Genomic DNA, 16,566 nt, shown 5'->3' on the forward strand with positions numbered 1-16,566 from the left:
ATGGTCCTCCCCCATACCTGCAAAAACCTCGTTAATTCCTGCTCAATTTGTGGCAATCTGCTATTCCTGTTTTAATATTACAGTTCAATTGTTGGGTTTGAAGAAAAAGCTACTAATTCTACTCTTTTGTTTTACTGCATGCATGGTTTTTAGTAGCCGTCAACTATATGCGCAGTTTATCACTATATCGGGTAATGTTTATGACTTAAGTGCCAGAAGGCCACTCGAAGCAGTAGCTGTATTGAGTACTTCAGGGCGCGGAACAATTACTGATTCAATGGGTCACTATCTCATTGTTGTTCCTACAACTGACTCTATATGGTTTTCTTTGATTGGTAAATCAACCATGAAATATCCAGTTGATACAATCGTCAATACGGATAACTTCAATGTAATGATTCATGTACGTGCCAATGAATTACCTGAAGTTAAAGTGCGTAATAATTATTATAAACTCGATTCAATCCAGAACCGGCGCGATTATGCCAAAGCTTTTGATTTTAAAAAACCCACTTTACGCCTGAGTAATAATCCCAATTATAATCCAGGAGGGTTAACGGTTGGTTTTGATCTAGTAGAGCTGATCAATATGTTCCGTACCCGCCGAAACCGCAATATGGAATTTTTGCAGAATAGGCTATTGGAACAGGAACAGTCTAAGTATATAGACAGGCGTTTTAGTAAAAAATTCGTGCGGGAAATAACCTTCCTTAATTCTCCGGAAATTGATAGTTTTATGAAAAGGTATCGCCCGGATTATGAATTACTAACCCAGATGAATGATCTGGAATTGGGTTATTATATTGGAAAATGTTATGAGCAGTATAAATCATTAAGGTATAACTGGAGAGGTGCTTTGCGAAGGAGAGATGAATAGCCTTTTTATTAAGCTATAAATATGAAACAACTTTTTCTCTCTGCAATCATGCTAATTGCATTAAAAGGTGTAACGCAAGATAGAACAGGCGTTTGGAGAGGGGTTGTTATATTCGGTCAAAATGGGTTCAGTGCTACTCAAACTTTTTTGCCCTCAATCAATAATACTTTAAGAAACGGAAAAGTATTAAACGAAAGTACCCGGTCTGGACGACAGTACATTAACGGGAATCCTGAATTTGAAACCAAGGCCAAGCTCGAGATTGCTCAGCTAGACGAACGGATGCTTGCGCAGCTTACTTCTTATAGTGAGGACAACAGTCTGATAACGATGTATGAGTTTTATGTTCGTCCGACTCCCAAAGAATATTATAAATACCACTTGCAGGCTAAATCGGTCCTGGTAAATGAAACCATACGAAAAGCAGATCTCTTTGATTTGCGTGGCAATTTTAAACAAACCGATTCCGGATATATTTTTTATGGGATTTGGGAAGATCCTTTTGGCAGAAAAAGGTATGGCACTTTTTACTTTTCTGCATCCGAAGAGTTCCTTGGTATAAATCCAGAATTGTGGCATAAATTTCTGAAGAAAAATGCCCAAACGGATGAATCTAAATTATCACCTGGATTACATTATAAACCGAACCCCATTTTAGATACCCTTGTAACCGAAGAAATTGCCGTGTATGGTAACCTGGTAGAGAATGGATTGACAGATCAGGATACTTTGAGTATCTGGTTAAATGGTAAGCTTATTGAAGATGATATAGTACCCGGCAAAAAGCCATATCATTTCAGGATTAACCTGGGACAGGAAGAATGGAACCATATCACCATTCGATGTAAAAGTGAAGGAAAGGAAAAAGGTGCCGGTGTTCACCTCAATCTGAAATTCGGAGAACAACAACTGAAATATAATCTTGCTCTTTACCAGTACCAGCAGTCTGATTGGGTCATCAGACGCAAAATTCGGTGAAAGTCGAATCCATATCGGCAGATAACGTAATGATATGATGTTGTGTATTATTGCAAATGATTCTTGCCAATGGCTAATGCTTGCAGCCTGAGGCTTATGGCTTACAGCTTCTAATTTCTTCCCATCCATTCATCCCAGGAAGCAACAACAGAGTCCAATTAGTTTTATCTTTAACCGCTTTAAATCTTATGCCTTGAAAAGAATGTATCCTTTGCTGCTTGCCGGGTTTTTTGTGATATCCTGCAAAAGCAAAAAAGAAGAACCTCGTCAACAGAATAGCGGTCCCCAATCTGTCATAGTAGATGTTATCATTGCAGGTAAAAACAATATTTCAAATATTGTGGAAGTGAATGGTTCAGTAGTAGCCAATGAATCAACCAATCTTCAGCCTGAAGTTAGCGGTAGGTTAACCTACCTCAATATTCCGGAAGGGGCAAAGGTTACGGAGGGAACTGTTTTGGCTCGCATAAACGACGCAGACTTACAAGCCAGTACCCAAAAAGTAAAAGTTCAGTTAGAGCTTGCACAAAAAAATGAAGAACGTCTTCGCAAACTATTATCTATCGGCGGTATTAACCAGGCTGATTACGATGCAGTGCTCAATCAGGTAAATACATTCAAAGCTGACCTGGATATCCTCAAGGCACAAATTGATAAAACCGTTTTGAAGGCGCCGTTTACCGGCGTACTGGGTTTGCGAATGGTAAGTCCGGGTACCTATGTAACACCTGCCACTGTTCTGGCTACACTACAGCAAACCGATCGGGTAAAAATTGACTTTACCATTCCCGAAGCTTATACAGACCTGATAGGAAAAGGCAAAACTGTCAACATAAAAACTACTGGAAAAGATGTATTAAAGAAAGCAGTGATTATTGCAACAGAACCTCAAATAGATGCTACCACACGGAACCTTAAAGTAAGGGCACAGCTTGATGGAGCAAATATTAATCCTGGTGGATTCGTAAAAGTTTTATTGGAAACCGGTGGACAAAACAACAGTATCCTGGTTCCAACAAATGCAATTATTCCAGATGCTAAAGCCAAAAAAGTGGTGGTTGTAAAAAATGGCAAAGGAAAACTTACAGATATTGTAACTGGCTTACGTGTAAATGGACTGGCAGAAGTGTTAAGTGGATTACAGGTAGGTGATAGTATTGCGGTATCTGGTGTACTATTTGTTCGCCCTAATTCATCATTAAAAGTAAGGAGTGTAAAACAGATTGAAGAGTTTGCGGGTAATCAACCATAGTGGTTGATGCAGCAAACATCTTTTCTTTCACTCATTAACGTGGCTAAACCATGAATATTTCAGAACTATCCTTAAAGCGCCCCATTCTGGCAACGGTGATGAATATCCTCATCGTGTTGTTTGGTGTGGTTGGTTATACTTTCTTATCGGTACGTGAATATCCTGCAATTGATCCTCCCATTGTAAACGTACGTACTGCTTATGCCGGGGCCAATTCAGATATTGTTGAGAGCCAGATTACCGAGCCATTGGAAAAATCAATCAATGGTATTCCGGGTATCCGAACCATTACTTCTTCAAGTTCCAATGGATCGAGTAATATCACGGTAGAATTCAATATTACAGAGGACCTCGAAGCTGCAGCCAATGATGTGAGGGATAAAGTGAGTCAGGCCGCCCGTAACCTGCCACAAGATATTGATGCGCCACCAGTGGTAAGTAAAGCAGATGCCAACAGTGATTTTATCGTTTTAATGGCCGTGCAAAGTCGTACAAAAGGTTTATTAGAACTAAGCGATTATGCAGAGAATGTACTGGTGGAAAGATTACAAACTATTCCGGAAGTAAGTGCGGTAAATATATTCGGACAGAAACGTCCGGCAATGAGAATATGGATAGATCCTGATAAACTGAATGCCTATAATATTTCGTTTGCAGACATTCGCAATGCATTAAACAGAGAAAACGTAGAAATTCCATCCGGAAAAATTTATGGAGAGAATACAGAGATGACCATAAGGGCGCTCGGTAGACTTCAATCAGAAAAAGATTTTCGCGACCTGATTATTTTTGAAGATGCAAGAGGAATTATTCGTTTGAGTGATCTGGCAAAAGTTGAAATAGGCCCCGAATCAGAAGAATTCAGTTGGCGATTAAATGGGGTAAATGCTGTTGGACTAGCCATTATTCCACAACCAGGGGCAAACTATATTAAGATTGCTGATGAGTTTTATAAACGTATAGCAGATATTCAGAAAAGCCAGAAAGGAGATTTTGAATTAACGACTTTGATTGACCAGACAAAAAATGTACGCCGGTCAATTAAAGAAGTAGAAGAAACATTGTTGATTTCTTTCAGCCTTGTAGTATTGGTAATCTTTTTCTTCTTTAGAAACTGGCTGATAGCTATACGCCCGCTTATCGATATTCCAATTTCACTGGTGGCTACTTTTTTCATCATGTATATCGCAGGCTTTTCTGTGAATGTATTAACACTGTTGGGTATTGTGCTTGCAACGGGTCTGGTGGTGGATGATGGTATTGTAGTAACCGAGAATATATTCCGAAAACTTGAAAGCGGCTTACCGATTCGTAAGGCAGCATTGGAAGGCAGTAAGGAAATTTTCTTTGCGGTAATCTCAACATCCATAACGCTGGCAGTGGTATTCTTGCCGGTAATATTCCTGGAAGGCTTTGTAGGAAGCCTGTTCCGTGAATTTGGTATTACTGTAGCTGCAGCGGTATTGGTATCTGCGTTCGTGTCCTTAACCATTACACCCGTACTGAATGTTTACCTGAATAAGAAAGATGCTGGTCATGGTAAGTTTTATGAAAAAACCGAACCCTTTTTCCGTGGCATGGAAAATGGGTATAAAAGAATGCTTACCGCATTTCTTAAGGTTCGATGGATGGCATGGGTAATTGTTTTCGTTTGTTTGGGAGGAATTTATGTGATAGGTTCTAATCTCCAAAGTGAATTGGCTCCCTTGGAAGATAGGAGCAGTATACGATTCCAAATGTCGGGTCCGGAAGGCGCCAGTTATAGTTATATGGTAGATGTAGGGAATAAGCTGATTGATTATCTCTCTGATTCTATACCCGAGAAAAGTTTTGTTTTTGCTGCTGTTCCTGGTTTTGGTAATGGGGGTATCAACAGTGGTACTGCACGGATTTCTTTTGTTGATCCAGATAAGAGAAAAAGAAGCCAGAGTGATATTGTAAAAGCCATCAGTAAAAAACTTCCTCAATTCAATAATGCCAGAATTTTTCCAGTGGAGGAACAGACAATATCTGTTGGATTAGGCTCACGCGGATCATTACCTGTTCAGTTTATTTTGCAGAACCTTGATTTTGAGAAGATCAAAGAAGTAATCCCGAAGTTTTTGGATGAAGCCAAAAAAGATAAAACATTTGCCAACGTTGATGTAAACCTGAAATTCAATAAACCTGAATTACAGCTCACCATCGACCGGATTAAAGCAAAGGACCTTGGACTTTCCATTTCCGATGTGGCGGATGTAGTATCGAGTGCATTCAGTGGAAGAAGGCTTGCTTATTTTATCATGAATGGTAAACAATACCAGGTAATTTCTCAGGTGGAGCTAAAAGACAGACAGGAGCCGGGTGATATTTCAAATTTATATGTTAGAAATAACCGCGGAGAAAATATACCACTTACTTCTGTGGTTAAGCTGGAAGAGAATTCAAATCCACCAACCCTCTATCATTACAACAGATTTAAAGCCGCAACAATTTCAGCATCACTGGCCGAGGGTAAAACAATTGGTGACGGTGTAAAAGCAATGCAGGCAATCGGTGATAAGTTGCTGGATGAAAGTTTTCAAACAGCACTAGGTGGTGCTTCCCGCGATTATGCCGAGAGTTCTTCAAATACTTCCTTTGCATTCGGACTGGCATTGGTGCTCATATATCTTGTACTTGCTGCACAGTTTGAAAGCTTCAAAGATCCTTTCACGATCATGTTAACGGTTCCATTAGCATTAGCAGGTGCTTTGCTCAGTTTATGGTTGTTTGATCAGACACTGAATATTTTCTCTCAAATTGGTATGATTATGTTGATAGGGCTGGTAACCAAAAACGGTATTTTGATCGTGGAGTTTGCCAACCAGAAAAGAGAGTTTGGATTAAAGAAACGGGAGGCGGTAATTGAAGCATCGGCTCAACGTTTGCGTCCTATCCTGATGACAAGTTTGGCAACAGCCTTAGGGGCACTACCTATTGCAATGAGTATAGGTGCAGCCGCTACCAGCCGAATGCCACTGGGTATTGTTATTGTGGGTGGAATCATGTTCTCCCTTGTATTAACCCTCTTCGTTATTCCGGCCGTTTACACGTTTATCTCGGGTAAGCATGAGGCTAAGAAGATTGATATAGCAGATTAGCTGCTAGCCGCTAGCTTCTGGCTGCTAGCGATTGGGGTATTTACCAAAACTTGGTAAATACCCTTTTCTTTTTTGGAAAAGCAGGTGATTCTTGATAGTATATTTTCACTAACATAGAAATCAACTATTTAAGAATAATTGCTAGCAGGTAGTAGCCATTGCTGTCCCGAGAAATTAAACTGCGAGCTGTAGGTGTCGCGTATGATGGAACACAGATCTTCATGATTTTCAAGATTTATCATGATAGATCTTGAAAATCATGAAGATCTGTGTTCTATTAATAGGAGATAGTGCATTTACAGCAATCACATATTTCTTTAAGCAACTGACTTTAAATTTTCTAATTCGCAAGCGACCGTCAAGGCTTGTAGCTTGCAGCTTGAAGCCAATCTCCCTGTACAACAATAGCTAATGGCTAGCATCTTTCTCCCCATCCTGTCGTATTTTTGCAGTAGAAACATAATATTATGAAAAGCGCAATTGCAGATATCAGGAAAGATTATAAGCAACACTCACTTGATGAGGCCGATGTTGCGGCAGATCCATTTGAGCAGTTTGATAAATGGTGGAATGATGCTATTGCTGCGGAAGTAGAAGAAGTAAATGCCATGACATTGGCTACTGCATCTAAAGAAGGTATTCCATCTGCACGAATCGTTTTATTGAAGGGGTATGATAAGCATGGTTTTGTGTTTTTTACCAATTATGAAAGCAATAAAGGGAAAGCATTGTTGGACAATCCTCATGCTGCACTTGTTTTTTTCTGGAAGGAATTGGAGCGGCAGGTAAGAATTGAAGGAAGGGTTGAAAAAGTTAGTGCTGAGGAAAGCGACGAATATTTCCTATCCAGACCCGAAGGAAGTAGAATTGGTGCATGGTCATCGCCACAAAGCGCAATTATTGCCAACAGAACAATTATTGAAACCAATGTAACTCAATACACCAAGCGGTTTGAAGGTCATGAAATACCGCGGCCAGACCATTGGGGAGGATATAGGGTTATTCCAACTTCATTTGAATTTTGGCAAGGAAGAAGTAGCAGGTTACACGATCGGTTTCAGTATAAAAAAGAAAATACGCAATGGTTGCGTAACCGATTAGCACCCTGATAAACTCAGTGTTTTACAGATATGAATTTAATGAGGTTACTTTCATAACTAAACATCAGTTCAATCAGCCAGTCATTTTGTTTAATGATGGCATAGGGCACAGTTTTTTTATTAACAACTCTATTCCCTTTCATGATAATATCTGCTGGATTGAACAGTCTATCAATATTATCATAAGTAAGCTCAGGGGTTAATTTTGCATCTCCTATTTGTACCACCCCCTGGTATAATACATGTTTTTTATTCCTTAAACGATTCGGTAAATCATGTTTGGGCTCTATGCTCATTTGAATCAGTACTTCTTCAACCTGGTATCCTGGGGCGGATAATGAAACACTTACTGCTTCTTCCTTATATATCAACATGTGATGTTTGGTATCGTTTTCCAGTTTTTTTCCTTGCTCATGTGTTCTTATCAGAAACCGGTACTTTCCCTTTGCTCCAATAGCATCATCTATCATTGCTTTATTGGCTGGGTTACTAATTGGCTTGTTGTTTATCAATAGGGTTCCTTCTGACAATTCAATTTTATTTTGGGAATATCCGGAAAGGAAGGTGAGTATGGTTGTAAACAGGAATATTAATCTCATAATCAAATATAAAAAAAAGTAATGTAATTTTAGTTACACAAAAAAAAGGCACTTTTTTAGAGTGCCTTTTTTTGTGAGTTTGAAAGTATTTTATTTTCTGCTCATTACTTTTTCTGCAGCAGCAACTATAAAAGGTGTATCTAAACCATATTTAGCCAGCAGTTCATTAGGCTTACCACTTTCACCAAAAGTATCATTGGTGCCGATGTATTCAATTGGAACCGGGCAATGTTTAGCTGCTACTTGCGCAACAGCGTCACCCATACCACCGATGATATTGTGTTCTTCAACAGTTACGGCGCATTTGGTTTTACTGATAGAGGCAATAATTGCCGCTTCATCTAAAGGCTTGATCGTATGCAGGTTGATGAGTTCAACACTGATTCCTTTTTCTTCCAGTATTTTTCCCGCTTCAATCGCTTTCCATACCATGTGACCACAGGCGAAAATAGAGATGTCAGATCCTTCACTCATTTTCTGCGCTTTACCAATAACGAAATCACTTCCGTCTTCTTTAGTAAAATTGGGCCATTTTGGACGACCAAAGCGAAGATATACTGGTCCGTGGTGATCAGCTATAGCTTTAGTAGCAGCTTTGGTCTGGTTGAAATCGCAAGGCACAACTACGGTCATACCAGGCAGCATTTTCATCAATCCAATATCTTCCAGTATCTGGTGTGTAGCGCCATCTTCACCCAGGGTAAGGCCTGCATGAGAGGCACAGATTTTTACGTTCTTATCGCTATAAGCTATGCTCTGACGAATCTGATCGTAAACACGTCCCGTGCTGAAATTTGCAAAGGTTGTAGTATAAGGTATTTTACCACCAATGGTTAAACCGGCTGCAATACCGATCATATTGGCTTCTGCAATACCACACTGTATAAAACGATTAGGAAAATCCTTGATAAACGGACCAAGTTTAAAAGAACCTGCAAGGTCAGCAGTTAATACTACCACATTTTCATTCTCTTTTGCCAGTTCATGGATGCCCTCACCAAAACCACCACGGGTTTCTTTTTCATTGAGCACCTGGATGTCTTTAAGTTTCATACTTGTGTATTGTTTTGTAAGTCTTTGCAAAGAAAAGGGATATTGAGCAATTAGTGAGGTGTGAATTGTCAATGGTGAATGGTCAATTAAACAATAATTTATTAACCATTCACCATTGACAATTCACGAAACTATCCTTCAAACGTGCTATAGAAATAAGGTGTCTTAGCTTCAAACTCTGCACTACAAGTGTCTACCATTTTGTAAACGCGGGTAATGCCGAGGGCTTTTCTTTTTTCATATACCTGCTCATCCGTGCAGTCGCCATGGAGGATATTTGCAATCTGAGCATCACTAAAGCCGTTTTTCTTGGCTTCTTTTAATAATTCTTCCGGAATAGTATCAATGCTATAGTTGGCGATTTCTTTTTCCATCACACAAATCTGTTGAATCTGATAGATGAACCAGCGATCGATACCGGTTGCCTGTGAAATAGACTTAACGGTAGATCCCTGCATCAAAGCATCTTTAATGCGGAAAATGCGATCCCATTTCGGGGTTTTAATATATTCTACCAGTTCTTCGCTCTTCATGAGGCTTTTACCATAATATCCCAATCCTACGGCTTCATTTTCCAAACTCTGGCAGGCTTTCTGAATAGCTTCGGTGAAACTGCGGCCAATGGCCATTACTTCACCTACACTTTTCATTTGTAAACCTAGGGTATCATTAGCGCCTTTGAATTTATCAAAGTTCCAGCGTGGTACTTTTACAATTACGTAGTCGAGTGCTGGTTCAAAATAGGCAGAAGTGGTTTTGGTGATCTGGTTTTCCAGTTCATCCAGTGAATAACCGATGGCCAGTTTTGCAGCAATTTTAGCAATAGGATAACCGGTAGCTTTTGAAGCCAGGGCTGAAGAACGGCTTACGCGCGGGTTGATTTCCACCGCAATTAATTCTTCTGTTTCGGGATTCAAAGCAAACTGTACGTTACATCCACCTGCAAAATTACCCAGTGAGCGCATCATCAGCATAGCTTTATTACGCATTTCCTGGAAGGCAGTATCGCTGAGTGTCATGGCAGGTGCAACAGTAATTGAATCACCGGTATGCACACCCATTGGATCAACGTTTTCAACAGTACAAATGATTACTACATTATCCTTTTGATCGCGCAGGAGTTCCAGCTCATATTCTTTCCAGCCTAATACGGCTTTTTCAACCAGTACTTCATGTATTGGAGATGCTTTTAAACCGCGTTCCAAAGCAGCATCTAAATCATCTTTGCTATGTACAAATCCACCTCCTGTACCACCAAGGGTAAAAGAAGGGCGGATAACCAGGGGAAATCCAATTTCCTGTGCAAACTCTTTTCCTTCAAGAAAACTATTGGCTACTCTACTAGGTGCAACGGCCATTCCGATTTTTACCATCAGTTGACGGAATTTCTCCCTGTCTTCAGCGGTATCAATGGCTGCCACATCTACACCAATCATACGAACACCATATTTTTCCCAAACACCCAGTTCATCCGCTTCTTTACAGAGGTTGAGGGCTGTTTGACCACCCATGGTAGGTAAAACGGCATCTATCTGGTTTTCTTCTAATATCTGTTCTATACTTTCTACTGTAAGAGGCAGGAGGTAAACCTTATCGGCCATCATGGGGTCGGTCATGATAGTGGCCGGATTACTATTAATCAGAATAACTTTAATACCTTCTTCACGTAAGCTCCTGGCAGCCTGGGAACCTGAATAATCGAATTCGCAGGCCTGTCCGATAATAATGGGGCCTGAACCTACAATGAGTACGGATTTGATGGATTGATCTTTAGGCATAGGGACGAAAAAATAAATTGTGCAAATGTAAGGAAGCAAAGGTTATGATGGGTATTATTTTTCGATCTTACGAATGGGTGTTAGTCTGAGTGGGTTAGCTAAAAACCATCTGTGTCCAGGGAAATAGAGCTTCAAGCCGCAAGCTACAAGCGGTAATCAAATCAAAATTCAAAATTCAAAAATCAAAAATCCCCCTTCTGCGATCTGCCATCCACTTCCCTAACTTTGCGCAAAATTTGTAGTGATGGCATTACCTGAGGAAGGCAAAAAAGCTCCGGTATTTAAGGGAGTTGATCAGAACGGGAATAAAGTTTCGCTGAATGATTTCAAGGGACAAAAAATCGTGTTGTATTTCTACCCACACGATAATACACCTACCTGTACCGATCAGGCATGTAATCTACGGGACAATTATTTGTTATTAAAAAAACACGGGATTCAGGTGATCGGGGTAAGCAGCGATGACGTAAAATCACATAAAAAGTTCGAAACCAAATACCAGCTCCCTTTTCCTCTGATAGCAGATGAAAAGCTCAAAATTCATGAGCAGTATGGTGTATGGCAATTGAAGAAATTCATGGGAAGAGAATTCATGGGCACCATCCGCACCACATTCCTGATAGATGAAAAAGGTAAGGTTAGAAAAATAATACGTAAGCCAGTATCCAAAAAACATGCGGAAGAAATCATTGCTGCCTGGGGTGAATAAAGATTTAAATCTATAGTTTGTTGCGGATAGAAAATTTATATCTTGTTACATCAATATCCAATTATGCATAGAGTACTGCTTCTCTGTTTACTTTTTTGTTGCTACCAGTCAATCGCACAACGTACAGATAAAAAACTACAACAAAAAATAGCGCACCTCATACAGGATTTTAAAGGTGATATCGGCATCTATGTGCACGATCTGAAGAAAAACAAAACAGCTGCGATAAATGCAGACTCCATTTTTCCAACAGCCAGTATGGTTAAAGTGCCCATATTGATTGGCATTATGGATAAAATATCAAAAGGTGAATTGGATTACCACCAAAGTCTGACTTATAAAGATTCTCTGCTGTACGAAGGTGTTGATATATTAGGTTCATTTAAAACCAATGAAAAAATTGAATTGAGCAAAGTAATGATGCTCATGCTCACTACAAGTGATAATACGGCCAGTCTTTGGCTGCAAAGTCTTGCAGGTACAGGTACGCGCATTAATACCATTATGGATAGTTTGGGATTTAAAGATACCAGGGTAAACAGCCGCACACCGGGAAGAGAATCGAATAGAACACTGTATGGCTGGGGACAAACCACACCAAAAGAAATGGCTACCCTGTTCGAACGAATTGCTTTGAGAAATTTATTAGCTGATTCAACCAACGATAAAATGTTGCGCCTATTGGGAAGAAATTATTGGGATGAAGAAGGCTTGTCTGTAATACCTGCAGGCGTTTTTGTAGCCAGTAAAAATGGAGCGGTTAATGCGAGTAGAAGTGAAGTTATTTATGTAAATGGTAATGGAGCCCGATATGTATTTTGTATCTGCACTAAAAACAATAAAGACCAAAGCTGGGGCAGAAGTAATGAGGCCTGGGAATTAACAAGAAAATTGTCTGCATTATTATGGGAATACTATAAGTAGACAATTTAAGCGAATCAAGGGTTGAAGTAAGGGGGGCGGCGGGCCTAGTCCATGGTCCATAGTCCATAGTCCATGGGAAGAGTTTTTTCAGTATTAGACTAAACACCGTAAAAACACCTAAGGCTATACGGTAAAAACCCTGCATAGCTAAACCATAGTCAATATATCTTGTACAAAGGAAATATAGACCATGGACTATGGACTATCGACCATGGTCTGCCGTGTACTAACTGAAAATAATATAGGTTACCCAACTCATAGTATAGGCAAGGATAGTCATGTACACGAGCTGAAATATAGGCCATTTCCAGCTTTTGGTTTCGCGCTTAACAACGGCAAGTGTGCTCATACATTGCATGGCAAGTACATAGAATACCATTAATGATAAAGCAGCGGCCAGCGTATAAACTTTAGAGCCATCGGCGTGTTTAGCAGACTGTAGTTTTTCGCGTAGTGAGCTATCATCACTTTCTTCAACACTATATAAAGTTGCCATCGTGCCTACAAATACTTCCCTTGCTGCAAAAGAAGTAATCAAAGCGATACCAATTTTCCAGTCGTAGCCAAGCGGTTGTATCGTAGGTTCAATCCATTTACCCAATACGCCAGCATAGGAATGCTGTAATTTTTCGGTAGAAGCAAGTCTTTGCAGTGAATCTGTTTTTTCCGGTATTTGCTGAACCAGTGTTGCATATTTAGCCTCTGTTTGCTCAATACGATCACCAGGTCCATAATTACTCAAAAACCAAAGTAGTAAACTGATGATCATGATTACCTTACCTGCATCGGTAACAAATATCCTTGCTTTTTCTACCATGGTGATGGCTACATTTTTCCAGCGGGGGGCACGGTAAATGGGTAGTTCGAGGATAAAGAAACTTTTCTCACTGATTTTAATGAACCATTTCATTACATAGCTCACTATAAGTGCCATCACAGTGCCCAGTAAATAAAGGGCCATCATTACCAGTCCTTGCAAGCTGAGGAAACCAAAGTAATATTTATCATCTATCACCAAAGAAATCAGGATGGTGAAAACAGGGAGACGTGCGCTACAACTCATTAAAGGTGTAACCAGTATCGTGAGTAATCTTTCTTTCCTGTTTTCGATATTTCTTGCGCTCATAATGGCTGGTACGGCACAGGCAAAACCACTAACCATGGGCATTACACTTTTGCCATTCAGGCCTACCTTCCGCATGAGCCGGTCGCTTAAAAAACTAATACGGGCCATATAGCCTGTATCTTCTAAAATGGTTATTAAACCAAAAAGAATCATGATCTGGGGTACAAATACCAGTATGCCACTTAATCCGGCAACAAGACCATTAATAATAAGATCGCTCCACCATATTTCCGGTAAATGGGCGCCAAGCCATCCGCTTACGGAAGCAAAACCCCATTCAATGGCATCCATCGGGAAAACAGCCAGCCAGAAAATACTTTGAAACAAGAGGAATAATACCGACAATAAAATTACATAACCCCAAACATGGTGAAGCAGCAGGTTATCAAGTTTATCGGTAAATAATTTTTTCTCTAATGGACCGGGCTCAATAACATTTTGTTGCATCAACTGCCTGATACGGGTGTATCGCTGCATGATTTCTTCTGCCTGGGTCTTGGTAGGGTTGAAATTATGCTCCTTTTCAATCTGTCCAATCTTCTCCTGTACACTATTACTTAATGGAAAATGTTCATGGTTTATCAGATAATGCACAGCGGCATAATCGCTCAGTTGATCATCAACTGTTTGTATGGCCGGAATTGCCAACGGTGCAAGCTTTCTGTTCTCAATAAAATCTCTCGCAGGTGCCTGAGCTCCCATCCTGGCAACCTGGGCCAATACTTTCTTCAGTTCAGTTAATCCCCGGTTTTTACGTGGATTAACCGCTACTACTGGTATCCCAAGATCCGCTTCCAGTCCACTGATATCTATTTTGATATTTTTCTTAGCTGCAATATCATTCATGGTAAGTGCCATTACCACCGGAATCTTAAGATCGATGATCTGACTGCAGAACAGCAGGTTGCGTTTCAGGTTACTTGCATCTGCTACCAGTAATACCACATCTGCCTTTACTTCAGCATCGGCACCCATCAGCACTTTGTAAGCTACCCACTCGTCTGCACGGCGGGGGTAAAGGCTATAGGTACCGGGTAAATCTATCAAAGAAGCAGTTGTGCGATCATCGAGTGTAAGTGTGCCTGTTTTCTTATCAACTGTTACTCCCGGAAAATTTCCTACTTTCTGGTTAAGGCCTGTAAGGCTGTTAAACAGAGAGCTCTTCCCGCTATTGGGGTTACCTACCAGGGCAATATGTAAATTCTTATTACTCAAATGATGAGTGCAAAAGTAATGGCAAACCTTAGGGTGTAGTTACGAGATCGGGAACAGAATTGAGCGTTAGGTACTACTATATTGTATAAAATTAAACATTATTTACCAATCGGGTTATTATACTCCTCATCCGCAACGTACTTTTGCATCAGCTAAGTAGTTATTATGAAGAAAATTTTGATTTTGTTATTGTTGGTACCCGTTCTTTCCTGGTCGCAGAGCAAAAGAAAGAAAAGAATTGCCGAAGAAAAGGCAAATGCAGTGATGGTCGACAACCTGAAAAAACATGTGTCTTACCTGGCCGACGATCAACTGGAAGGACGATTAACCGGCAGTAAAGGAGAAGAACTGGCTGCTCAATACATCATCAAACAATATGAACTGATTGGTATATCCCCAAAAGGATCTAAAGGTTATGAACAATCCTTTGAAATCAACGAAGGAAAGCAAATAGATCCTGCAACTAGTTTTATTGCGGATGAAAAGCCTCTTCAAATACAAAAAGATTATTTCCCACTCGCGTTTAGTCCAAATAAGCAAGTAAAGGGCAAACCTGCCATGATATTGAGTGAAAAAGGCCAGCCATGGTTTTTTGATCTTAAAGAGATTTTAGAAGAACAAAAAAACAATCCGCATTTCGATGTGGAAGCGGCAATAAAAAAACAGGTTGAGCTGGTATTATCAAAGGGAGCAACTGCATTATTTGTATACAATAGTTCTTCTATAATAGATAATATCCAATTCAATAAAAACGATAAATCTGATGTTCTTTCTATACCCGTTGTATATATTACCAAAGAGGGTATGAAACATTATTTTTCTGATGAAGCAGCAAGCATCAATGTTTCAGTAAATGTGGCGATGTCAGAAAAGAAAAGAAAGGGTAAGAATATCCTCGCATATATCGACAATAAAGCCGCTAACACAGTAATATTAGGTGCGCATTACGATCACCTGGGTTATGGGGAAGATAAAACAGCCCTCGATACTTTTCATGCCATACATAATGGTGCCGATGATAATGCCAGCGGAACAGCAGCTTTACTCGAACTGGCCCGTTTACTGAAAGAAAAAGCACCTTCCAATAATAATTACCTGTTCATCCACTTTTCAGGAGAAGAACTGGGTTTATTGGGAAGTAAATATTGGCTTGAAAATCCTACGGTATCCATAACCCCCAACTATATGATTAATATGGATATGGTGGGAAGATATGATACCTCGCATAAATTGAATGTAGGAGGATATGGCACTTCACCAGTTTGGGCAGAAGTATGGAAGGGATTAAAAACTACCTTATTAACTAAATTCGATAGTACAGGTGGCGGACCTAGCGACCATGCCAGCTTTTACAGGGCAAATATTCCGGTACAATTCTTCTTTACGGGAAGTCACCCGGATTACCATAAAATAACAGATGATGCTGATAAGATTAATTATACAGCACAGCGCGATATTGTAAAACTGATTTATGAACTCATTGGTCAGGTTGACACAAAAGGTAAACTGACTTTTTTAAAAACGGCAGAGCCACAGACAGGATCAGCCCGTAAACTTACTGTATCTCTCGGTGTTATTCCAGATTATGGATATACCGGAACAGGAATGCGTATAGATGGAGCCACTCCGGGGAAGCAGGGTGAAAAAATTGGTTTGAAAGCAGGTGATATATTGCTACAGCTAGGTGAATATAAATTTGTAGATGTGATGAGTTATATGCAGGCAATAGGTAACTTTAAGAAAGGAGATAAGACACAACTAAGGATTAAACGTGGTAATGAAGAGATGGTATTTGATGTTGAATTTTAGACCATAGTCCATAGACCATGGTCC

The 16,566-nt window shown here is 39.9% G+C and carries 12 protein-coding genes; 8 read left to right on the top strand and 4 right to left on the bottom strand.

Annotated features, from left to right (window positions below; translation table 11 throughout):
- Positions 1–142: 142 nt before the first annotated feature.
- The 5 genes from ACH30E_RS02975 (at position 143) to pdxH (ending at position 7,338) form a co-directional block, all read left to right on the top strand.
- Positions 143–877: a peptidase associated/transthyretin-like domain-containing protein gene (locus ACH30E_RS02975; RefSeq protein WP_490823607.1), complete on the top strand. Its 735-nt coding sequence runs from the start codon at positions 143–145 to the stop codon at positions 875–877.
- Positions 878–898: 21 nt separating this feature from the next.
- Complete coding sequence (locus ACH30E_RS02980) at positions 899–1,855, top strand: hypothetical protein (protein ID WP_490823608.1); 957 nt, start codon at positions 899–901, stop codon at positions 1,853–1,855.
- Between the two features lie 202 nt (positions 1,856–2,057).
- Positions 2,058–3,107 (top strand): efflux RND transporter periplasmic adaptor subunit, encoded by a 1,050-nt coding sequence (locus ACH30E_RS02985; RefSeq protein ID WP_294989076.1) that lies wholly within the window; start codon positions 2,058–2,060, stop codon positions 3,105–3,107.
- A 50-nt stretch (positions 3,108–3,157) separates the two neighbouring features.
- Entirely contained in the window at positions 3,158–6,229 is a 3,072-nt protein-coding gene (locus ACH30E_RS02990; protein ID WP_294988717.1) for an efflux RND transporter permease subunit, read from the top strand.
- A 467-nt stretch (positions 6,230–6,696) separates the two neighbouring features.
- Entirely contained in the window at positions 6,697–7,338 is a 642-nt protein-coding gene (gene pdxH, locus ACH30E_RS02995) for a pyridoxamine 5'-phosphate oxidase (RefSeq protein WP_294988714.1), read from the top strand.
- A 5-nt stretch (positions 7,339–7,343) separates the two neighbouring features.
- On the opposite strand, the gene ACH30E_RS03000 is transcribed toward pdxH, so the two are convergent.
- The 3 genes from ACH30E_RS03000 to carB form a co-directional block, all read right to left on the bottom strand.
- On the bottom strand, positions 7,344–7,928 hold the full coding sequence (locus tag ACH30E_RS03000) for a hypothetical protein (RefSeq protein WP_490823609.1): 585 nt from the start codon (positions 7,926–7,928) through the stop codon (positions 7,344–7,346).
- Positions 7,929–8,018: 90 nt separating this feature from the next.
- Positions 8,019–8,981, bottom strand: a complete 963-nt coding sequence (locus ACH30E_RS03005) for a transketolase family protein (protein WP_294988708.1) — start codon at positions 8,979–8,981, stop codon at positions 8,019–8,021.
- 131 nt (positions 8,982–9,112) lie between these two features.
- Entirely contained in the window at positions 9,113–10,759 is a 1,647-nt protein-coding gene (gene carB / locus ACH30E_RS03010) for a carbamoyl-phosphate synthase large subunit (protein ID WP_294988705.1), read from the bottom strand.
- A gap of 244 nt (positions 10,760–11,003) precedes the next feature.
- On the opposite strand from carB, the gene bcp reads away from it, so the two are divergent.
- The gene (bcp, locus tag ACH30E_RS03015; protein ID WP_294988702.1) at positions 11,004–11,468 is read left to right on the top strand and encodes a thioredoxin-dependent thiol peroxidase; all 465 of its coding nucleotides are present in this window, start codon (positions 11,004–11,006) and stop codon (positions 11,466–11,468) included.
- 63 nt (positions 11,469–11,531) lie between these two features.
- Entirely contained in the window at positions 11,532–12,392 is an 861-nt protein-coding gene (locus tag ACH30E_RS03020; RefSeq protein WP_490823610.1) for a serine hydrolase, read from the top strand.
- 226 nt (positions 12,393–12,618) lie between these two features.
- On the opposite strand, the gene feoB is transcribed toward ACH30E_RS03020, so the two are convergent.
- Positions 12,619–14,733 (bottom strand): ferrous iron transport protein B, encoded by a 2,115-nt coding sequence (gene feoB, locus ACH30E_RS03025; protein WP_490823611.1) that lies wholly within the window; start codon positions 14,731–14,733, stop codon positions 12,619–12,621.
- 165 nt (positions 14,734–14,898) lie between these two features.
- Between feoB and ACH30E_RS03030 the strand changes: the two genes are divergently transcribed.
- The gene (locus tag ACH30E_RS03030) at positions 14,899–16,542 is read left to right on the top strand and encodes a M28 family peptidase (RefSeq protein ID WP_490823612.1); all 1,644 of its coding nucleotides are present in this window, start codon (positions 14,899–14,901) and stop codon (positions 16,540–16,542) included.
- The last annotated feature ends 24 nt before the right edge of the window (positions 16,543–16,566 follow it).

This window comes from Sediminibacterium sp. FW305-C-61, assembly GCF_058231065.1.